This is a genomic window from Alteribacillus sp. YIM 98480 (assembly GCF_009765375.1).
GTDB lineage: Bacteria > Bacillota > Bacilli > Bacillales > Marinococcaceae > Alteribacillus.
In genome coordinates this window covers 232,164-254,656 of the sequence record NZ_VTOK01000007.1, presented here as the reverse complement: position 1 = coordinate 254,656, position 22,493 = coordinate 232,164, and the positions used below count along the sequence as shown (strand labels likewise).

Sequence of the window (22,493 nt, the reverse complement as noted above, 5' to 3'; positions counted from 1 at the left end):
TTACATAATCATTAAAGAAATTAACAGACGCTTGACTTTCATTCAATTTTCAAAGGACAACTTCATCGCCTCGTTTAAAGCGACAATAATAATCATACCAAGTAGATTAAATAAAGTCAATACCTTTTTTAATCTTTTTTAAAAGAGGAATAGTTGATGCTTCCTCAGCCGAAAAGCAGAAATCATTTCTCTGTTTAAGGTGTATTATTCATTCTATACATTTCTATTAGTCTATGCAACCCCTATAAGGCAGGAAATATTTTCATTTTATTTCTGGCTTCAACAATCGTGAGTAATAAAGCCTTAACTCAGGCGGCCAAAGGCTTTCTCCAGTAATCACAGTTTCACACACAACGATTGCTTCAAAAGAGGCAGAGGTTTGACCGTAGTATGGAGTGCATTGCCAACGGACCTGTGGCCGATGGAATCCTTTTGGCGCACTATTAAGTGCAAAACGTTTATGAGGCTTATCCAAACTATTAATGCCTATATAATATACTTATAAATTTACGAACCGCAGCAAAAACAACAAACGGCCTTACCCCTATAGAGATAAAGCCGTTTAGATCCTTTTTATTTCGATTGTCTACTTAACGAGATGACGTTCAAATTTATTTTATTTTCGAAAAAGCTTTTTCTGCTGCTTCTACTGTCTTTGAAATGTCCTCTTCTGTATGAGCCGTAGAAAGAAACATACCTTCAAATTGTGAAGGCGGCAGGGAAATTCCTTGCTGCATCATTTCTCTAAAGTATTTTCCAAATAAATCGAGATCCGAGGATTTGGCTGTATCAAAATCTACTACTTTTTCATTGGTAAAGAAAAATCCAACCATAGAACCTGCTCTGTTTATATGATGAGGGATGTCATGTGTAGAAGCCGCTTGATCGAGACCGTCTGCGAGCAGTTTCCCTAATTTATCAAAAGTGTCATAGTTTTCTGGAGTCATTTGATTTAGTGTTTCAAATCCAGCGGTCATGGCGAGTGGATTTCCTGATAAAGTACCCGCTTGATAAATCGGACCGCTCGGAGCAATTTGTTCCATGATTTCTCTTCTGCCGCCGTAAGCGCCGACTGGAAGCCCTCCGCCGATCACTTTTCCAAGACATGTTAAATCAGGGATTACTCCGAATATTCCTTGTGCACAGTTATACCCCGTACGAAATCCAGTCATCACTTCATCAAAAATAAGCAGACTGCCATTTTGTTCTGTTATTTGACGTACGTTTTGGAGAAAACCTTCTTCCGGTGTCACCACACCCATATTGCCTGCAACAGGCTCCATAATAACAGCTGCAATTTCTTCTCCGTACTTCTCAAAAGCAAGTTTCAAACTATCAAGGTCATTATACGGCACCGTTAATGTATTTTGCGCAATCGAGCCTGGTACACCCGGGCTGTCTGGGAGTCCCAATGTCGCTACACCTGATCCTGCTTTAATAAGTAAAGAATCACCGTGACCGTGGTAGCAGCCTTCCATTTTTATAATTTTATCCCGTCCGGTAAATCCACGTGCTAAACGGAGCGCACTCATGGTTGCCTCGGTACCGGAGTTTACCATACGAACCACTTCTACTGACGGAACACGATCAATGACAAGCTCAGCCAATTTCGTTTCCATCTCATGGGACGTGCCAAAACTGGTTCCTTTTTCAGTTATTTTTTTTAATTGTTCCACAACATGATCATCCGCATGTCCACGGATGAGGGGACCCCAGGAAAGAACATAATCAATATACTCATTGTTATCTAAATCTTTTATTTTAGATCCTTTTCCTTCCGTCATGTAAACAGGGGCGTGATCTACCGATTTATACGCTCTTACCGGACTGTTTACTCCTCCAGGCATTAAAGGCTCTGCTTTATTATAAGCAGCCTGGGATTTTTCGAACGATCTCATCACAAGCACTCCTTTAAAAAACAAACGTTAATCACTTTATTCTCCACTTACAGAATATCAAATATGCAGCGTATTTGTCCTGTCTTGAGGTTAATCTAAATCTAACTACGCCTTCAAAAAGTCCTGAAGGCAGTTATTTTCTATTATTGGTCTTCATTTATCCATTCGGCAGCATCTAAGGCAAAGTAGGTGACGATTAAGTCTGCACCAGCTCGCTTCATGCTAGTCAGCTTTTCCATAACTACTTCCTTTTCATCAATCCAGCCATTTTGAGATGCAGCCTTTATCATGGCATATTCACCAGATACATTATAAGCAACAACGGGAAGACCCGTTTCATCTTTCACTTCTCGAACGATATCAAGGTAGGACAAAGCTGGTTTTACGATTAAAAAGTCTGCTCCTTCTCTAACGTCCGATTTTGCTTCCCTCAGCGCTTCTAAACGATTAGGAGGGTCCATTTGATAAGTTTTTCGGTCGCCAAACGATGGAGAACTGTGCGCTGCGTCCCGGAACGGACCATAAAAGGCGGACGCATATTTTACCGCATAAGACATAACAGGAATGTCGCTGAAACCTGCCTCATCTAATCCTTTCCGGATAGCAGCTGTAAATCCATCCATCATATTCGAAGGAGCGATAACATCTGCTCCAGCTTTTGCTTGTGATACAGCTGTTTTCGTTAATAGTTCAAGCGATGAATCATTCAAAATAATACCATTTTCAATGACACCGCAATGGCCATGGTCGGTATACTGACAAAGACACGTATCGGCAATCACTGTAAGGCTGGGATTTTCTTCTTTAATCTGGCGGATTGCTTTTTGAACGATGCCATTCTCTGCGTAAGCTTCTGTACCGCAATCATCTTTATGAGCCGGTACACCGAAAACAATAACGGAAAGAATACCGCGCGCTTCCAATTTATCCATTTCTTCTTTTAAATAATCTAATGAGACTTGATGGACCCCCGGCATGGAAGGTACTTCATTTTTCACATTTTCTCCTTCCACTACAAAAATCGGATAAATCAAATCTTCTTTACGGAGAACGTTTTCTCTTACCATCGCACGAAGTCCAGAAGATCGGCGCAGCCGCCTGTGTCTGTTAAACTCGATTTCGTTCATATTTGTTTCCTCCTCATTGTAAAGCAGCTTCTATGTCATACACTCTGTTCTATAAATCAGCTGCCGCGGCAAGTACAGCAGCTCTATAAAATCCAGCATTTATCCACCGATAGATAACAGAGCATGCAGCATGCCTTCTATTGTATAAGGTTCTGCTGTTCGTATGTTCCTAAATCCTTGTTTACTGGCTTCCTTTTCAGTAACAGGACCGATACAGATGACCGGGATGCTTTTCCACAAAGAATCTTCGAGCCCGCTAAGAAAATCGCAGAAGGTTTTCACAGCTGAAGGGCTGGTAAACGTCAAGACATCTAAATGTTTTTCTTGAATCCATTGGCGTAATCGTTGTTTATTTTCATATACCGGAGCACTCGTATATAACGGCATCTCTGTAACAAGAGCTCCTGTATCTTTTAAGACGGAAGGGATCACATTTCTAGCTCGAGAACTCTTGGGCCATAAAATATGATCTCCGAAATTTGTCTTATTTCTTAGCCGTTCAGCTAACTCTTCAGCATAAAAATGATCCGGCATCAAATCAATTTGCCAGCCAGCTTTCTTAAGCGCTTCTGCTGTTTTTTGTCCCACTGCTGCAATATGTACGTTATGTATGAAGGCTGTTTCGCTTTCTTTAAGGGCTTCTTGAAAAAAACGTACAGCATTAGCGCTAGTAAAAACTATCCAATCAAAAGAGAGTTCTTCCAATTTTTTCAGCTGCTTGTTCCATTGCTCTTGTTCGCGCAAGGTATGAATTAAGGGAAGAACTCTAGCCGTCCCCCCCTTTTCTTCGATTAACCGTGCGAAACCTGATGCTTGCCGGGCAGGTCTTGTGACTAAAATAGTGTACCCGGTAAGCTGCCGACTCATTGATTATCCAGCTCTCTTTTCACTTTATCTAAAATTTCTTTTGCTCCTTGTTCTAAAAGAAGATGAGCTGCATCACGGCCAACTTGTTCAGGGTCAGTTCCGCGTCTTGTTTCCTTCAAAATCACTTTTCCATCAGGTGAACCGACAAGAGCAGTTAATTCTACCTCTCCATCTTCTTCTAATGTAGCGTAACCGCCGATTGGTACCTGGCAGCCGCCTTCTACTGCTTGCAAAAAGGCCCGTTCTGCTGTCACCCTTTTTCTTACTGCTTCATCGTTTAATTGAGCAAGCAGATCTAATACTTCTTTATCGTCATTTCTGCATTCAAGTCCTAAAGCACCTTGACCGACTGCAGGAATGCACACGTCTGGTTCAAGATACTCTGTCACAAGGTCTCCGCCCCAGCCCATTCTCTCTAAACCGGCCGAAGCCAAAATGATCGCATCAAAATTTTCTTCGCGCAGTTTACGGAGTCTTGTTTCAATATTACCGCGTATCCATTGCACTTTAAGATCCGGACGGTGGGCAAGGAGCTGGGCTGAACGGCGCAAACTGCTCGTTCCAACAACAGAACCTTCCGGAAGGTCTACTAAACGTATATGGTCATTTGCAATGTAAGCGTCCCGCGGATCAACGCGGTTTGTAATTGCTCCAATTGTAAAACCGTCCTGCAGCTCACCAGGCATATCTTTCATGCTGTGTACGGCAATATCAATTTCTTTATCTTCCATGGCCTGTTCAATTTCTTTTACGAACAAGCCCTTTCCTCCCACTTTAGAAAGAGTGACATCAAGAATTTTATCGCCCTTGGTGACAATCTTTTTTATTTCGTAATTGTAGGGAAGATCTAATTTTTCCAATTCGCTGATAACCCATTCGGTCTGTTTCATCGCCAAGTTGCTTTTTCTCGTTCCTAATACAATGGTGCGCATCGTTTACCTCCAAAACGTTTGTACGGTATTAAAAATACCAGAAGTGAAAATCTGTTAGTTCCCCTGACAAAAAGTAATTAATTAGCACTAATAAAAACCCTGCCAGGTTTAACAATGTCATATTGTAACCTCTGCGTTGTCTGACGGCCCATAGATATAGGTAAATACTGTATACGATCAATACAGCAGCCGAACCGAGTACTTTTGCGTCCAGCCAGGGCAGCTCCTGAAGCTGAATGGACGCCCACACTAATCCTAATATTAACCCAAGCAGCATACATGGCACCCCAAACAAAGTCATAAAAAAAGACAGTCTTTCCATTTTAGGCAAATTCTCAAGTCTTAATAACTTTTTACCCCATTGTTTCCTTTTTAATAACTGATGCTGCAGGGTATACATTGCTGCAAAAGCAAATGCCATCGTAAAGGCGGCATATGACAATAGAATCAGTGTAATATGAACGACTAATAATTCTGATATCAACAAGTCATTCAACTCAGCCGGCACGTCTCCATCCGGTGTAAACAAACTGAATGCCATCATGACAAATCCGACTATGTTAGTGAAAAACACGAGAAAATCCATACGGAAAAATCGATTAATGACTAACGATAAGGTGATTAGCAGCCAGGCATAAAAAAACAGCCCTTCAAATGGAGTAATCACGGGCAGTCTGTCATATTCCAGCGCCCGGATGAAGAAAAAGATCGTTTGCAGCACCCAGACAATAGAAAGCAACCAGAAGGCGATACGGTTCACCTTCCGGTTGTTCTGCATAAAGTCAATAAAATATCCTAATACGCTCAGGCTGTATAACACAATGGTTACAACATAGATTACACCGGCTGCAGCAACCATATGTTAAAACTCCTCTCTTAGGAGCGGACTTTTACGTCTTTTCCATAGGCGTAAGGGAGGAATGAATGCTTTTTTTGTCTTGTCCATTCGGATTCTGCTTCCTCTACTTTTGCCTGTTGTTCTTCCGCTTCCTTCGCCAATTCCACTTCTTCTTCTAGTGCAAATATTTCTGTAAACAAAGCAAGTGTTTCATCTGCGTCCGGCTCAGCGGCAAGTTCTTTTGCTCTTGTAATCGGGTCGCGAAGCATTTGATTAATAATGCTTTTTGTATGTTTTCGCAGTACCTTTTTCTCCCGCTCGCTCAAATCAGGAAGCTTGCGTTCAATGCTTTCCATCGTTTCCGATTGAATATTTAACGCTTTTGTCCGCAGGGCAGAAATAACAGGAACAACTCCAAGCGTATGCACCCATTCTTTAAACCGGCCCAATTCCGCCTGAATCATTTCTTCTATCTTTTCTGCTTCTTGTTTGCGCTCTTCTAAATTAGCAGCAACAATCCCTTGTAAATCATCAATATCATACAAGAAAATGTTATCCAAACTGTCTATCGCCGGATCAAGATCTCTTGGAACTGCTATATCAACCATAAAGAGCGGACGTCCTTTTCGTTTTTTCAATACTTTTTCTACCATGTTCTTGTTGATAACATAGTCCCCTGAACCTGTGGAAGAGATAATAATATCAGCTTTTGCAATACTTGTCTGAAGATGATCCATACTTTCTGCTTTGCCAAGGAACTTTTCAGCAAGTTCAGCCGCTTTAGCATACGTACGGTTTAACACAGTTATTTCTGCTGCACCGTTTGAATGAAGATGTTTTGCCGTCAGCTCACTCATCTTTCCAGCGCCAAGGACCATGACATGCTTGTCCTTAAAATCTCCAAGAATTTTCTTCCCAAGCTCTACCGCTGCATAACTGACGGATACAGCATTATCATTAATTTCTGTTTCATGATGAGCTTTTTTCGCAAAAGTGACCGCCTGTTTAAATAATTCATTAAAGACAGTCCCTGTCGCGTCTTCCTGCTGGGCTAAAAGAAAGCTGTCTTTTACTTGGCCAAGAATTTGTGTTTCCCCTAACACCATGGAATCAAGACCAGTTACAACCCGGAATAAATGCTGTACGGCAGCATCATTTTCACGAATGTTTAAATAAGAGCTGAAATCATCGACTGGCAAATCAAACCATTGTGATAAAAACTTTTTTATAAAATGGCGGCCGGTATGCAGCTGATCAGCAACGGCGTAAATTTCTGTACGATTACAAGTAGAAACAATGGTGCATTCTAAAATGCTTTTCATACCGCGAAGCTGGTGAAGCGCATCCGGAAGGGTATCGTCCTGAAACGCCAATTGTTCTCTTATTTCCACAGGGGTTGTTTTATAATCTAGTCCAGCTGCTAATATGTGCATGATGTGTCACCCCCTACTAAAATTCCTTTAAAAAGCGGATGCGCTCTTCACAGCTGCAAGTGGCTGGTTGAACGCCGCTTGTGAACCCCAAATACTTTTTTTCGTTTATAAGTTTACTCAATACAGTTATACCATTTTTTATTATAACATGCACATCAACTGCTTCCAAAAATAAATGTGAACAGCCGCTGACATCTATGATAAGATAAGTAATCGAAAAATATGTTTTCTGATGGAGGCCCCTTCATGAAAAAACAAAGCACATTTTACGGCATCCTTCTTGCTGGCATAGGACTTATTATGCTAATTCATATATGGAATTTTTCCGTGCCGGCCCAATGGCTGGAATGGCCGACAATCCTGCTGATCGCCGGGTTGGCATTCACAGCTGAGGCGTTAAGTTCTCGTGCCTCGCTTTCCTTTTTACCTGGAATCTTATTATTACTGCTTGGTGCTCATTTACACCTTGTCGGCCTAATATCCTCTTGGCCTGACCATCCTGGCATGTATGGAGCCATAATAGGCATTGCTATTTTAATGGATTATTTAAAAACAAGGTCTTCTGGATGGTTTAGCGGTTTATTATTACTAGCAGTAAGCGGAGTGTACTTTTTTGAAGAGGAACTCCATCGCTTCCTTGACAGTACTCTTTTGTCCCCTGTTTTACGATTTGCTCCATTCGTTCTATTAGGAGTCGGCCTTTATTTGACTCTTTTAAAAAAAAGATAAATATTTCGATGCCTTACCTTCGAACTAGGTAAGGTGCAGTATTTCTTTCCATGCTTCGTCTTTGCCTTGTCCTGTTTCAGAGGAAAATAAAATAATTTTATCCTCTTTTTCCATTTGCAGCGTTTCTTTCACTTGTTTAAGATGTTTTGGTCGTTTATTTTTTGATACCTTGTCAGCTTTTGTAGCGATAACAATAACCGGAAGCTCAAAATACTTCAAATACTCATACATTTGGATGTCTTCTGCACTTGGCTTATGCCTAATGTCTACTACCTGTACGATGCCGCACAGCTCTTCTCGTTCGGAAAGGTATGTTTCAATCATCTTTCCCCATGAAGCTCGTTCCGCTTTTGAGACTTTTGCATAGCCATACCCTGGAACATCGACAAAAATGAGATCATCGTTAATATTATAGAAATTGAGTGTCCGTGTTTTTCCTGGTTTGGAAGACGTATGTGCTAAGTTCTTTCTCGTTAAGAGCGTATTAATAAATGTAGATTTTCCTACATTAGACCGACCTGCCAGTGCAATTTCCGGCAGGCGGTTATTTGGATATTGTTCTGATTTTACGGCGCTTATGATCAGCTCCGCTTTATTGACCTTCATGTTCCTCCCCCAATGCATGTTTTAGTACCTCATCGAGATGTGAGACGGTAATATACGTAAGGTCTTCCCTTACGCTTTCTGGAATGTCTTCTAAATCTTTTTCGTTTTCTTTTGGAATAATAACTTTTTTAAGCCCTGCTCTATGAGCACTCATGCTTTTTTCTTTTAAGCCGCCGATTGGAAGAACCCTTCCGCGAAGTGTAATTTCTCCCGTCATGCCTACTTCTCTTTTTACTTTGCGGCCAGTAAGTGCAGATATGAGAGCTGTAGCCATGGTTATCCCAGCAGACGGACCATCTTTTGGTGTAGCTCCCTCTGGAACATGAATGTGAATATCATATTTTTCATAGAAGTCCGGTTCAATTTTTAAATCATCCACGCGGGAGCGAATGTAACTGAGTGCTGCCTGGGCAGACTCTTTCATAACATCCCCGAGTTTGCCTGTTAACGTTAACTCGCCTTTCCCTTTTGCAAGCGATACTTCAATCGACAATGTATTTCCGCCGCCTGTTGTATAAGCAAGACCTGTTGCAGCGCCGATTTGATCAACCTCTTCTGCCTGCCCGTACCTGAATTTAGGCTTTCCTAACATTTCTTCTATCGTGTTAGGAGTGACAATGACTCTTTTTCTTTCCCCTGAAACAATTTTTTTGGCAGCTTTCCGGCAGACCGTCGCTATTTCTCGTTCTAAACTCCGTACACCGGCTTCTCTTGTGTAATAGCGAATAAGCTTAAGAAGTGCATCATCTTTTACTTGAATTTTGCCTTTAGTCAAACCGTGTTCTTTAATTTGTTTTGGCAGCAAATATCCTTTTGCAATACCTTGCTTTTCAATTTCTGTATAACCAGCAATTGAAATAAATTCCATTCGGTCTAACAAAGGTTCAGGAATAGCAGAAACATTATTTGCCGTTGTAATAAACATTACTTTGGAAAGATCATAGGTTTCCTCAATATAATGATCACTGAAAGCATTATTTTGCTCAGGGTCTAAAACTTCAAGCATCGCAGAAGATGGATCCCCGCGGAAATCACTTGCCATTTTATCAATTTCATCTAGCAAAAATACCGGATTAATGGAGCCTGCTTTTTTCATTCCTTGAATAATTCGTCCTGGCATCGCTCCTACATACGTACGGCGGTGGCCGCGAATTTCTGCCTCATCTCTTACCCCGCCTAGTGAAATCCGTACAAACTTTCTTTCTAAAGCTCGGGCAACTGAACGGGCAAGAGACGTTTTACCTACCCCTGGCGGACCTGATAAACACAAAATCGGTCCTTTCAGAGATTGTGTCAGCTCTTGAACGGCTAAATATTCAAGTACTCTCTCTTTTACTTTATCTAATCCATAATGGTCTTCATCTAAAATCTCTTGCGCATTATTAATGTCAAGACGATCAGTTGTTTCTTCTGTCCATGGCAGCTGCGTAAGCCACTCAATATAATTTCGAATAACAGAGCTTTCCGCTGAAGTGGAAGGCATTTTTTCATAGCGGTCTAATTCTTTGTATGCTTTTTCTTCCACATTTTCAGGCATGGTCGCTTCTTCTATTTTTTCCCGTAATTCTTCGACTTCACCCGTTTTTCCTTCTTTATCTCCGAGCTCTTTTTGGATAGCTTTCATCTGCTCACGAAGATAATATTCTTTTTGGGTTTTTTCCATTGATTTTTTTACACGCTGTCCAATTTTTTGTTCGAGTCCGAGCACTTCTTTTTCATTATTTAAAATTTCTAAAATGCGCATGAGACGATCTCGTACATTGACGGTCTCAAGCAGTGTTTGCTTTTCTGAGACTTTCAGCGGCAGATGGGAAGAAACAATATCAGCAAGACGTCCTGGTTCAGCTATGTCTTGTACGGATTGCAGCGTTTCATTTGAAACTTTTTTTGATATATTTACATATTGCTCAAATTGTTCAATGACATTTCTCATTAACGCCTGTTCTTCAGAATCATTACCGTTTTCTTCTTCATTTAAGACAGCCATTTCTATTTCAAAATAATCTTTTTGGTCTAGGAAACGTTTGATTTCAGCTCGTTCAAGTCCTTCAACTAGCACACGTATTGTACCATTCGGGAGTTTTAGCATTTGCTTTACTTTTGCTAACGTTCCAATATGATACATATCTTCTTCATCTGGTTCATCTACGGATAAATCGATCTGGCTGGTTAGGAAAATTTCACTGTCATCTACCATTGACTGTTCAAGCGCCTGTACTGATTTCTCCCGGCCCACATCAAGATGCAGCACCATCGTAGGAAAAACAAGTAAGCCTCGCAAAGGAAGCAGCGGTATGTTTCGTGTATTTTGTTCACTCACCAGAAAACACCCCCAATAATCTGTTCTTAGTATACCTGCTGGTGCAGGATAGTCATACATATCGTGCCTTTTATGTATCCATTTTCTTGTGAAAAAAAAGCCCGCTTTTATATAGCATTTCGTGAAGCGGGCTTTGCTTTTATATTTTTTTAACACCCGAGAGACAAGAACATAGTAATAATTCTATCCTATTGATCATCTGTTTGTCTAATGACTGGCTTGGAGCAGACAATTGCAAATTGTATGATGTAGCAAAGCTCGGCTTGCCGCCATGTAAGGAAGCCGGAATATAAAGATAGACAGTTTTTATTTTAAGATAATCCAGCTGGTGATACTGGTGCCTCGTGAAGGGGAAGCACAGAATCTTTCCACTCTTCTTTTTCATCGGCAGTTAGTGCTTCTTTTAACAGTTCTTCCATTCTTTTTAAGGGGTAAACTGTAACACCTTCATACTTATGAAAAACTTTTTGGTCATTTTCTTTCGGGATAAAAATATTGGTTGCACCTGCTTTAACAGCAGCCTCTACTTTTGCAGCCACTCCCCCTACTGGTTTAATATCGCCATGTATTCCAAGCTCTCCGGTCACTGCTACTTTTTCATTAACGTTAAACCGTTTGATAGCCGAATATATTGCAAGAGCCATTGCAGCCCCAGCTGACGGACCATCTATTGGGATGCCGCCAGGAAAGTTCACATGAATATCATAATCTTTTACCGGTAAATGAAGAGATTGAAGGACCGTTACCACATTTTCGACTGAGCTTTTGGCAAGGCTTTTTCTTTTCATGGAATACGAAGGACTGCCGTGGTTTTCTTCTTCAACGATTCCCGTAACGGTTACCTCTCCTTTTCCTTTCACTTTTTTAGCTGTCGCCTCAATTTCAAGTAGTATACCGTTTCCGGCACCAGTAACAGCTAATCCGTTTACGACCCCGACTTCTGGCTCTTCTCTCACTTGTTTTTCTAAACGCGGGCTAAGACGGCTGGCCGCAACGACCCACTCTATTACTTCTTTATTTATTTCTTTTTTGTTTTCTTCTGCTGCTACACCTGCGGCTATTTGTACGGTATTCACTGCTTCTCTGCCATTGTGAGCATATTCCGATACAAGATTTGCCGCTTCTTCGGTAAGCACTATTTTGCTCTTTTTAGCAGCGTGTTTGGCAATTGTTTTAATTTCGTCCACATCAAGGCCGCGAAAATAAATTTCCATGCAGCGGGAACGCAAGGCTGCCGGAAGCTCTTCAGGTCTTCTTGTCGTGGCTCCGACAAGACGAAAATCTGCTGGCAGACCGTTTTGAAAAATATCATGAATATGAACTGGTATTTGTCTATTCTCTTCACTATAGTATGCGCTGTCAAGAAATACTTTTCTATCTTCAAGTACTTTTAGTAATTTATTTAATTGAATCGAATGAAGTTCCCCTATTTCATCAATAAAAAGCATACCCCCGTGTGCTTTTGTAACAGCCCCTTGTTTTGGCTGAGGAATGCCTGCCTGTCCCATTGCTCCCGCACCTTGGTAAATAGGATCATGAACGGATCCTATCAGCGGATCTGCAATTCCTCTGTCATCAAAACGAGAAGTTGCTCCATCCATCTCCACAAAAGCTGCTTCCTTATTGAAAGGAGAAAGGGGATTACGCTTAGCACTTTCTAATACTAAACGCGCAGCTGCCGTTTTTCCTATACCAGGTGGACCGTATATAAGAACATGTTGTGGATTTTCACCGCATAGAGCCGCTTTTAATGCTTTAACGCCTTCTTTTTGGCCGATGACTTCTTTTAATTCCGAAGGTCGGACTTTTTCAGAAAGCGGCTCTGATAACGATACGGAGCGCAAACGCCTTAACTGCTCCATTTCTTTTTTTGACTCTCTGTCCACCGTTACTTTTTGTGATCGTTGGTTTTTTAATAAATTCCAAAAATACATTCCAATGATAACACCGAAAACAAGCTGTATGAGCAGCGCAATCGTTGTAAAATTCATTGGATATTCCCCCTTTTACATCCGTCTATGTGATCTTTAGTATGGTTGATCTGCTTTAAAAACATACGACTTCTAAACGAGAGATTTTACCGAGTTTTTTTAATTCCCACTATCGATTTGACCCAATTTACCAATCTAAAAAAAAGCCCAAGACCCCTGAGCAGGGTCATGGACTTTAACGTTTTTATTCATTCTTCTTTCCATTGTTTTTCTGGAGTACTTTTAATCCGCTTTGCATATCAGAAGCTAGAATATAGTTGCGGTCTACAAATACGCCCCATACATCCGCCCATTCGGATTGATATTGCCCAATTTGTTCAGGATTAGACGGATCCGTTATATCCACCGCATATACGCCGCCTGCATAGTGGGACAAATACAAAGTGTTGCCGTGAACTTTCGGATCGTGGACCGTATTTGCGAATGTTACACCGTCTTCAATGTTATCAACTAGATCCGTTTTAAATTCACTTAACAGTTTTGGATCCGTCTCATCTTTTATATCAAATATACGGGTATAGCCGTAAGATTCTTCGTAGCCTTCTTTCGTAGGATTGTACACTTCTCTTGTTTCGATAAGAATATTCCCGCCTTTAGCTGTCGCACTAGAGTGCGCCGAACCTTGCTGATCAGAAGCATATTCTGTCCGGCTTAAAAACTCTGGATTTTCTGGATCTGATATATCAAGAATGATGGTACCTAAATCCCAAAAAGAAAGATAGGCAAGTGTTCCTTGTTCATTTGTCATAGTACTGTGGGTAAAAACGGGACGCGTTTTGCCATCTGGTGCTTCCCAATGGTAGCCGTTAAAGTCTTCAGGTACATCCTCTAATTCTCTAGGATCGAATTCATAGATGGTTTTTGGATTAGCAGGATCAGAAACATCTACCATTTGAAAATCCTTCGATTCTCCATGGGTATAGTAATCCGCATATGGATTAGCCGTTAAAACGAGTGGTCTTCCATTTTGCACTGTTAAGTACAACTCATGAGTCCCAATCGTCCGTTTATCCACTTCCCAAAAACCTAATTTTTCCGGCTCATGAGGATTTGTAACATCATAAAGCAAGAATCCTCCTTGACTGTCTTCATTGCCAGGGTCCACCTGCTGGACACTCACAACAGCTAAATCCCCTTGAAAATGTTTTGTATTGACTGTTTTTACGATGACTTTTTCCTGCCAGGTCCCAGGAATTTCATCGGCAAATGAAGATACTTTTTCAGGGTTAGAAGGATCTTTTAAATCATACACATGTACCCCGCCATTTGCTTTGTCACCCGTCAAATGGGTGCCTGCATACGCAAAACCTTTGTAGGCATACACATCAGCCATCGTCGTTTTATACCCATCTTCATGATCCTCTAGTTCCACTGCCGCTGCTTCTTTAAGATGCTTTACATTTTTGCTCCCCTCTAATATTGGCCCATCAAATTCATAGTCCAGCTCCTCATAATTAACCCCTTTTTCTACGCTGTCCCCCAGCTTGTCATGAGCTTGTCCAACCCCAGCAGGCAAAAGTAAAGATAAAACCATAGCACCAGTTAACAAATAACGAACCCGACTCTTTTTCATATTTTCACCCCTTCCATATAATTATAATTATGTTATCAAATTATTCTGAAAAAAGTCATTAGTCTTTCGAATTATTTTTTAAAGTGAATATAAAAAAAGTAAGATAGACTCAGTAAAAAAAATAAGCTTCGCGCTAAGTCCAAATGGCAATATACTTTGATCTTTAGCAAATTTAAAATTTCTAAAATACAAAAAAACCGCCCCGGCTGATGTTAGCCAGGACGGTATGCCGAATTGAATCTTTATGCACTTTCACTTTCTTTTGTATCTGCTTGATCTAATGAAATTTCTTTTCCATCTTTTGTTTTCAAGACAGGTGACGTTCCATCTGTCACACTTTCCGCTGTAATGGTGCAAGTAGCGATATTATCTTTTGAAGGAAGATCATACATCACATCAAGCATAATTCCTTCAATAATGGAACGGAGGCCGCGCGCTCCGGTTTTACGTTCGATTGCTTTTTGTGAAATTTCTTTTAAGGCGTCCTCTGTAAATTCTAGTTCTACCTCATCAATTTCAAGCAGCTTTTGATATTGCTTTACAAGAGCATTTTTAGGCTGAGTTAAAATCTCTACTAGCGCTTTTTCATCCAGCTGAGAAAGACTTGAAATAACAGGCAGACGTCCGATAAATTCTGGGATCAAACCATAACGCAGAAGATCCTCCGGCAGTATTTTGCTCATGTATTCATCTTTATCCAAATCAGATTTTTCGGTCTCCGATCCAAATCCAATAACTTTTTTACCGAGACGCTGTTTAACAATTTGATCGATGCCGTCAAATGCCCCGCCGCAAATAAACAAGACATTACTCGTATCGATTTGGATGAATTCCTGATGAGGATGCTTACGACCGCCTTGTGGAGGAACGCTTGCTGTTGTTCCTTCTAAAATTTTTAAGAGAGCCTGCTGCACCCCTTCACCGGAAACATCGCGAGTGATGGATGGATTCTCAGATTTTCTGGCTACTTTATCAATCTCATCAATGTAGATGATTCCTTTTTCTGCTTTTTCTACATCATAGTCGGCAGCCTGAATGAGTTTAAGAAGAATGTTTTCCACGTCTTCCCCTACATACCCGGCTTCTGTTAATGAAGTAGCATCTGCAATTGCAAAAGGTACATTTAGGATGCGAGCTAGTGTCTGAGCCAGAAGGGTTTTCCCGCTTCCTGTAGGCCCAATCAAGCAGATATTACTTTTTGCAAGCTCTACATCTTCTGGTTTCGTGGCTGAATTAACACGCTTATAATGATTATATACAGCAACAGATAGAGACTTTTTTGCCCGCTCCTGGCCAATAACATAATCATCTAGAATTTCGTTAATTTCATAAGGTTTCGGAATTTCTTCAAATTCCACCTCTTCTTCTGTACCCAGCTCTTCTTCCACAATTTCCGTACACAGTTCAATACACTCATCACATATATAAACTCCAGGACCAGCCACTAGTTTGCGTACTTGATCCTGTGTTTTTCCGCAAAAAGAACATTTCAGTTGTCCTTTTTCTTCATTAAACTTAAACATGGTCTTCACCCCTTACTTATATATTGTACACGAACGAATGATATTCAGTACACCAAAACAACTTTTCTTTCATCTTTCATCAAAAACGCCGTGCACATCCTCTTACATTTCTGAATAATCATGTTATGGTTTGCATTGTATCATACAAAAACACCCGACATGAAATAATACGATAAACTGCAGGGAATATCCTGCATATAAAGGTGACGAAACTTTAAATATTAGCCTACCCTTCCTTTTAAAAACAATCCTTTAGCATAGAAACTAATTTTAAGGCTATGTATACAGCTGGAATTGCTCTCAGGATTTCATGGACTATGTTCTGCTACCTACTATACCCTTTTTTCTTCTTATGTAAAAGAGAAAAACATTTTCATTGACAAAGCTAATCCCTACCGATGTTTTGGTCATATGAATAGGCGTTAATCAACTTGGGCTTTGCGCTTTCTATGACATGTTCTGTGGCAGGGGCCTTAATACAATGTGTATGTAGAGTGCCGGTAACCTTAAAACTTATAGTTCCGAAGTCGTGTAAAAACAAGCCCTAAAAGTCATATCGGCTTTTAGGGCTTGTTTACATTCACATTATTCTTCGCTTTCCTCAGCTTCTTTTTTTGGCACGGTTTTACTTTCTTCTACAAGCATATCAATCGCTTTTTGAATACGAAGGTCGCCCTTCAGTGCATCTGTGCCGCCTTGCATAGCTAGAAGACTGCGAATTTCTTCCTTATCACGCTGATATGTTTCAGCCATTTTGTCTAGTTCTTTTTCCGCATCTTCATCGGTTGCTTCTACGTTTTCAGCCTCAGCAATTGCTTCTAATGTAAGATTCATCTTCACACGCTTTTCTGCTTCAGGTTTGAATTGTTCTTTCATGCCTTCTTCGTCTGTACCAGCTACTTGATAGTACATATCAAGAGACATACCTTGTGCTTGCAAACGCTGATCAAATTCTTGCATCATGCGGTCCATTTCTGTTGAGATCATTGCATCTGGAATGTCAATAGAAGCATTTTCAGAAGCTTTTTCTACTACAGTGTCTCGTTCATGATGCTCTTTTGCATGTTCTTTGTCATGCTTAAGCTTTTCTTCTTGTTTTTTCTTAAGCTCATCAACCGTTTCTACGTCTTCATCGACATCCTTTGCAAATTCATCATCCAATTCAGGAAGTTCCTTACGTTTGATGTCATGGACTTTTACTTTAAACGTAGCTTCTTTGCCAGCGAGATCTTCAGAATGATATTCTTCCGGGAATGTTACCGTTACATCTTTTTCTTCGCCTGCTTTCGCACCGACAAGCTGTTCTTCAAAGCCTGGGATAAATTGACCAGAACCGATTTCAAGCGTATAGTTTTCAGCTTGTCCGCCTTCAAAGGCTTCTCCGTCAACGAACCCTTCAAAGTCTAAAACGACAGTATCGCCGTCTTGTACTTCACCGTCTTCTACAACGACAAGCTCTGCTTGCTTTTCTTGAAGTTGTTTTAATTCCTCTTCTACTTCTTCATCACTTACTGATGTATCGTATTCTTCTACTTCTAGCCCTTTATATTCGCCAAGCTGTACTTCAGGCTTCACGGTAACTGTCGCTTTAAAGACAAAGTTTTCCCCTTTGTTTACTTGTTCGACATCAATTTCCGGACGGTCTACCGGCTCAATTCCCGCTTCTTCTACTGCTTCGGCATAAGCCTCAGGAAGAATAATATCAATAGCGTCTTGATAGAGTGCTTCTACTCCAAAGCGCTGTTCAAATATTTTACGTGGTACTTTACCTTTACGAAAACCAGGTACATTTACCTGCTTTCTTACTTTTTGAAATGCTTGGTCCAACGCGTTGTCGAATTTATCAGATTCTACATCGACAGTTAATACGCCCTGGTTGCCTTCTTGCTTTTCCCAATTGGCGCTCATTATATCTTTTCCCTCCAAGTTTCATAGGTAATTATCCGTTTTTACAACCATTACATTATAACATATCGCATACTCATTTCAATGGAAAATGGGTACAGAAAATGCTGTAAAAGGTCTCCTTGACCTAAATGTCAGATAGTTTTGATTTTAATTTTTCATATTCTTCCCGTACTTCATAAAAACTGCTCTCTGCTATTCCATATTGAACGGCTAAAGACGAAACGTCCATTTTTGCACCCGATTGATATGAAGCTTCAAAATGCAGAACAGCTGCTAATGATTCAATCTGTACTGACGGGGGAAATGGATAAAAATACAGCAGTATTTCCCGCAGTAAGTGATGGGCATTTTTTAATAAAATTGGATCTTTATGTCCCAATGTTTCGTCAAGTAATTGAGAGGATTTTATGTACGACGTACTTTCTTCAATCGGACGAAGAGCAGCAGGCGAGAACTCTCCTTTGCGTTCTAATTTCTCTACCCACACGTTTTTATCAACGTTCCAATCTTTCAATAAGAATAACAAAAAGCTTTGCATGAGAGGTGAGTAGTGTTGATCAGCAAGCAGCTTTTCCACAATTGGCATCGCTTCACCCGTTCCCAGGCTTCTCATTTCTCCAAGCGCGGCCAGTTTTTGCTCTGATGTTCCATTTCGTAAACGATTTTCCCATTCCTCTAAAATATAAGGAGAAGTGTCGTTTTCGCCTTCTTCTTGTTTGTAATCAACTTGCTCTATCTCTGTTCGTGCCATATGCCGTGAAAGCTCTAACAGCTCAAAAAGCTGTTCTGCCATACGGGCAGGAAATTGATCTTCTGCTTGTACAGCTTCTAATATAGTGACTACTTTATCATATTCTCCTAGCTGGGCAAGAATGGAGACGTAAACTTGAAGTACTTCAAAATAATCCCCGGAGGCTTTTTGCATCATTGTTTCCGCCCACTTTTTTCCTTCTAATAACTGGCCAGTATCTGCATATGCTAGCAGCAGCCCATATGAAGCGTCTTCATGGTCGGGGTTATGCATTAAAGCTTCTAAAAACTGTTGAAGTGCTTTCTGTTTATCTCCTTCTTTTAACTTCTTCAACCCTTCGTTTACCAGTCTGTCTGCTGATCCAGGAAAAGGGACGATATTGTTATTGGCGTCTTCCCTCTTCATCCCATGTCCTCCTTATTCCAGTACGACAAACTGCTTCGTTAGAAAAACTCGGCTTAGTGCCTTGTAAAGGAAACCGCCTAAAGAAAAGTGCCATTGGGTGAGTCTGAAAGAGCGATGCCAGAGGAGCACCCTTGTGCTTTCTTTCAAAACTCTTTATTTGAGAGTGTAAAAACACTACATCCCTTGGCGAATAGCGATATCTCGTCATCCTGGATGTTGAACCGTAGTTTTACTTTTACAGTTTACCAATCAAATGTATATTTGCCTAGCAGGGTAAATAAGAAGACGGCCCATTACAGGCCGTCTTCCTGTTATACATTCATCTTCTCTTCGTACTGGTCAATCTTGTCTTCATACTGGAGCGTGAGACTGATCTCATCCCAACCTTTTAATAGCATTTCTTTCCAGTATGGATCAATTTCGAAGCTTGCTTCAAAACCGTTCTCGTCTGTAATATTTTGGTTTTGAAGATCGACGGTTACTTCATATACTTCATCTTTCCCATTTTCCATTAATTTATAAACCTGTTCTTCGTCTAATCTAATAGGAAGAATGCCATTTTTAAAGCAGTTATTATAAAAAATATCTGCAAAGCTCGGAGCAATAATGACACGAAAGCCATAATCCTGAAGGGCCCAAGGAGCATGTTCCCTAGAAGAACCACATCCAAAATTATGGTCCGAAATTAAAATAGAAGCATCTTTTGCTTGAGACTGATTTAATTCAAAATCAGGATTATCCTTGCCATTTGCAAGAAAACGCCAGTCAAAAAAGAGAAACTGTCCAAAGCCAGTACGCTCTACGCGTTTTAAAAACTGTTTTGGTATAATCTGGTCTGTATCTACATTCACACGAGGCAAAACTCCTGTATTACCAGTGTGTTTGATTATTGGTTCCATACTCATCACCTTCTTTATATTGATCAGGGCAATAGCTTCAACCCCTCCACTTGATTCCCCTGGTGAAAAAAGACTGCTGAAAGCGCGAACCTCCAGCTCACGTTAGACCATCCTGGGAAAAGCAAAGGCATTTCCGCTTTTCTATTTAAAAGCTGGCTCTTTTAGGTTTCGGATATCAACGAATTTACCGTTTACTGCTGCTGCAGCTGCCATAGCAGGGCTGACAAGGTGGGTTCTCGCACCTTTTCCTTGACGGCCTTCGAAGTTTCGGTTAGAAGTAGACGCACAGCGTTCTCCTTCAGGAACAAAGTCAGGATTCATGCTTAAGCACATGCTACAGCCTGATTCGCGCCAATCAAAGCCCGCTTCGGTAAATATCTTATCAAGTCCCTCTTTTTCTGCTTGCAGTTTTACCTTTTGGGACCCTGGTACAACCATTGCCCGAACGCCGTCTGCTACTTTACGTCCTTCTGCTACTTTTGCAGCTGCACGCAAGTCACTGATCCGTGCATTGGTACAAGAACCGATGAACACATGTTGAATAGAAATATCTGTAATTTTTGTTCCCGGCTCTAAATCCATATATTCTAATGATTGTTCGATTGCTTTTCGATCAACACTAGAGTTTGCCTCGGTTGGAGAAGGAACCACACCTTTGACCCCTACACCTTGTGAAGGATTAGTACCCCAAGTAACCATCGGTTCAATTTCACTGCTGTCAATTTCTACAACAGCGTCGTATTCAGCACCTTCATCTGTAGCAAGCTCCTGCCATTCTTTCACTTTTTGAGTGAATGCTTCTCCTGAAGGAACTTTTTCACGTCCTTCTAGATAATCAAACGTTACTTGGTCGGGGCTGATAAGACCAGCTCTTGCACCCGCTTCGATCGACATATTACAGATGGTCATTCTTTCTTCCATTGTAAGTCCGCTAATGGCCTCACCTGTGTATTCGAGTACGTGACCTGTACCAAAATCAACACCATACTTAGCGATAATAGCAAGAATAATATCCTTAGCAGTTACTCCTGGTGCCAAACGTCCGTTCACGCGAACTTCCATCGTTTTTGGTTTAGACTGCCACAATGTTTGGGTAGCTAGTGCATGTTCTACTTCACTTGTACCAATACCAAATGCAAGCGCACCAAACGCTCCATGTGTAGAAGTGTGACTGTCTCCGCAAACTATTGTTTTACCTGGTTGTGTTAAACCAAGTTCAGGGCCGATAATGTGTACGATCCCATTATTCGGACTGTCCAAATCTGCTACTTCAATGCCAAATTCTTTACAATTAGAAGATAAAGTTTCCATTTGTTTTTTGGCAATTGCATCGGTAATAGATGCACGATTTTCTGTAGGGACGTTATGGTCCATCGTTGCGAAAGTTAAGTCCGGGCGGCGGACTTTTCTCCCGCTGATGCGAAGACCTTCAAACGCCTGTGGAGAAGTAACTTCATGAACCATTTGCAAATCAACATACAATAAGTCAGGTTTGCCAGGTTCTGAAAGAACGGTATGATTCTCCCAAATTTTTTCGATAATTGTTTTTGGTTGTGTCATTTTTCTTCCCTCGCTTTACGTTTAAGCTCTTCTTATTTCAAAGCTTCTAAGACTTTTTCTAACATGTCATCTGTTAAAAGGATTGTTTCTCCTTCTTTAGCAATGTCACCTGTACGGTGGCCATCTGTTAACACAGTAGCAACAGCACGGTCGATTGCTGCTGCTTCTTCATGCATTCCAAAGGAATACTTCAGCATCATTGCAGCAGAAGCTATAGCCGCTAATGGATTGGCTTTTCCTTCTCCAGCAATATCTGGAGCTGAACCGTGAACGGGCTCATATAAACCAGGTACTTCACTTCCTATACTCGCAGATGGAAGCATACCTAAAGAACCAGTCAGCATAGAAGCTTCATCGCTTAAAATATCACCAAACATGTTTTCGGTAACAATAACATCAAATTGTTTTGGGTCACGGATCAACTGCATGGCCGCATTGTCCACGAGCATATGATCAAGTTCTACTTCCGGATAGTCTTTGCTTATTTCCTCAGCTGTTTCTCTCCATAACCTGCTCGATTCCAATACATTTGCTTTGTCTACTGAGGTCAATTTTTTTCGACGGACCTTTGCTAATTCAAACGCTTGCTTGACAATTCTTTCAATTTCAGACTTTTTATACTGCAAGGTATCTACCGCAGCTTCTTCCCCATCTACATCGCGGCGCTCCTGCGGTTCACCGAAATAAAGGCCTCCTGTCAGTTCACGTACAATCATAAGGTCTACGTTGTCTACTACTTCTTTTCGTAGAGTAGAAGAATCGGTTAAACTTTCATGTCCGGTAACAGGACGAAGGTTTGCAAACAAACTTAATGCTTTTCGAATGCCTAGCAAACCTTTTTCCGGGCGTTCGCTGCCTGGAAGGTTATCCCACTTCGGTCCACCTACTGCACCAAGGAGAACACCATCACTTTTTAAACACGTATCAATTGTAGATTGGGGGAGCGGTGTGCCGTTTTTATCGATAGATGTTCCCCCAATGTCTGCAAATTGATATTCAAATTGATGTCCGTACAATTCCCCTGTTTTATCAAGTACAGCAGTGGCAGCATTTACAACTTCTAGACCGATTCCATCGCCAGGAAGTACTGTAATTGTTTTATTCATTTATTTCCTCTCCCTTGTGCAATCCCG

General features: G+C 40.9%; 17 protein-coding genes. 1 reads left to right on the top strand and 16 read right to left on the bottom strand.

Annotation, left to right across the window (positions count from 1 at the left end; translation table 11 throughout):
• Window positions 1-611: 611 nt before the first annotated feature.
• The 6 genes from hemL to hemA form a co-directional block, all read right to left on the bottom strand.
• Entirely contained in the window at window positions 612-1,898 is a 1,287-nt protein-coding gene (gene hemL / locus FZF09_RS11205) for a glutamate-1-semialdehyde 2,1-aminomutase (RefSeq protein WP_158736680.1), read from the bottom strand.
• Window positions 1,899-2,041: 143 nt separating this feature from the next.
• Window positions 2,042-3,025 (bottom strand): porphobilinogen synthase, encoded by a 984-nt coding sequence (hemB, locus tag FZF09_RS11200; protein ID WP_158736679.1) that lies wholly within the window; start codon window positions 3,023-3,025, stop codon window positions 2,042-2,044.
• A gap of 99 nt (window positions 3,026-3,124) precedes the next feature.
• Entirely contained in the window at window positions 3,125-3,892 is a 768-nt protein-coding gene (locus FZF09_RS11195) for a uroporphyrinogen-III synthase (RefSeq protein ID WP_158736678.1), read from the bottom strand.
• The gene (gene hemC, locus FZF09_RS11190; RefSeq protein ID WP_158736677.1) at window positions 3,889-4,824 is read right to left on the bottom strand and encodes a hydroxymethylbilane synthase; all 936 of its coding nucleotides are present in this window, start codon (window positions 4,822-4,824) and stop codon (window positions 3,889-3,891) included. Before hemC ends, FZF09_RS11195 begins: the two co-directional genes overlap by 4 nt.
• Before the next feature lie 28 nt (window positions 4,825-4,852).
• Window positions 4,853-5,683, bottom strand: a complete 831-nt coding sequence (locus FZF09_RS11185) for a cytochrome C assembly family protein (protein WP_158736676.1) — start codon at window positions 5,681-5,683, stop codon at window positions 4,853-4,855.
• 17 nt (window positions 5,684-5,700) lie between these two features.
• A complete protein-coding gene (gene hemA / locus FZF09_RS11180; protein WP_158736675.1) occupies window positions 5,701-7,095 on the bottom strand; it encodes a glutamyl-tRNA reductase in 1,395 nt (464 codons plus the stop codon).
• 246 nt (window positions 7,096-7,341) lie between these two features.
• Between hemA and FZF09_RS11175 the strand changes: the two genes are divergently transcribed.
• Window positions 7,342-7,824, top strand: coding sequence for a hypothetical protein (locus FZF09_RS11175; RefSeq protein WP_158736674.1), 483 nt, complete (start codon window positions 7,342-7,344; stop codon window positions 7,822-7,824).
• A 24-nt stretch (window positions 7,825-7,848) separates the two neighbouring features.
• On the opposite strand, the gene yihA is transcribed toward FZF09_RS11175, so the two are convergent.
• The 10 genes from yihA to leuB form a co-directional block, all read right to left on the bottom strand.
• The gene (yihA, locus tag FZF09_RS11170) at window positions 7,849-8,430 is read right to left on the bottom strand and encodes a ribosome biogenesis GTP-binding protein YihA/YsxC (RefSeq protein WP_158736673.1); all 582 of its coding nucleotides are present in this window, start codon (window positions 8,428-8,430) and stop codon (window positions 7,849-7,851) included.
• Window positions 8,417-10,750, bottom strand: coding sequence for an endopeptidase La (gene lon, locus FZF09_RS11165; RefSeq protein ID WP_233269475.1), 2,334 nt, complete (start codon window positions 10,748-10,750; stop codon window positions 8,417-8,419). The genes yihA and lon overlap by 14 nt, the downstream gene beginning before the upstream one ends.
• Before the next feature lie 311 nt (window positions 10,751-11,061).
• Window positions 11,062-12,741: an ATP-dependent protease LonB gene (gene lonB, locus FZF09_RS11160; RefSeq protein WP_158736671.1), complete on the bottom strand. Its 1,680-nt coding sequence runs from the start codon at window positions 12,739-12,741 to the stop codon at window positions 11,062-11,064.
• A gap of 184 nt (window positions 12,742-12,925) precedes the next feature.
• Window positions 12,926-14,314, bottom strand: a complete 1,389-nt coding sequence (locus tag FZF09_RS11155; RefSeq protein ID WP_158736670.1) for an LVIVD repeat-containing protein — start codon at window positions 14,312-14,314, stop codon at window positions 12,926-12,928.
• Between the two features lie 242 nt (window positions 14,315-14,556).
• Window positions 14,557-15,837, bottom strand: a complete 1,281-nt coding sequence (gene clpX / locus FZF09_RS11150) for an ATP-dependent protease ATP-binding subunit ClpX (RefSeq protein ID WP_158736669.1) — start codon at window positions 15,835-15,837, stop codon at window positions 14,557-14,559.
• A gap of 585 nt (window positions 15,838-16,422) precedes the next feature.
• Entirely contained in the window at window positions 16,423-17,745 is a 1,323-nt protein-coding gene (gene tig / locus FZF09_RS11145; protein WP_158736668.1) for a trigger factor, read from the bottom strand.
• A 124-nt stretch (window positions 17,746-17,869) separates the two neighbouring features.
• Window positions 17,870-18,901: a tetratricopeptide repeat protein gene (locus FZF09_RS11140; protein WP_158736667.1), complete on the bottom strand. Its 1,032-nt coding sequence runs from the start codon at window positions 18,899-18,901 to the stop codon at window positions 17,870-17,872.
• A gap of 311 nt (window positions 18,902-19,212) precedes the next feature.
• Complete coding sequence (leuD, locus tag FZF09_RS11135) at window positions 19,213-19,800, bottom strand: 3-isopropylmalate dehydratase small subunit (protein ID WP_158736666.1); 588 nt, start codon at window positions 19,798-19,800, stop codon at window positions 19,213-19,215.
• Window positions 19,801-19,941: 141 nt separating this feature from the next.
• The gene (gene leuC / locus FZF09_RS11130; protein ID WP_158736665.1) at window positions 19,942-21,360 is read right to left on the bottom strand and encodes a 3-isopropylmalate dehydratase large subunit; all 1,419 of its coding nucleotides are present in this window, start codon (window positions 21,358-21,360) and stop codon (window positions 19,942-19,944) included.
• 32 nt (window positions 21,361-21,392) lie between these two features.
• Window positions 21,393-22,466, bottom strand: a complete 1,074-nt coding sequence (gene leuB, locus FZF09_RS11125; RefSeq protein ID WP_158736664.1) for a 3-isopropylmalate dehydrogenase — start codon at window positions 22,464-22,466, stop codon at window positions 21,393-21,395.
• Window positions 22,467-22,493 lie beyond the last annotated feature (27 nt).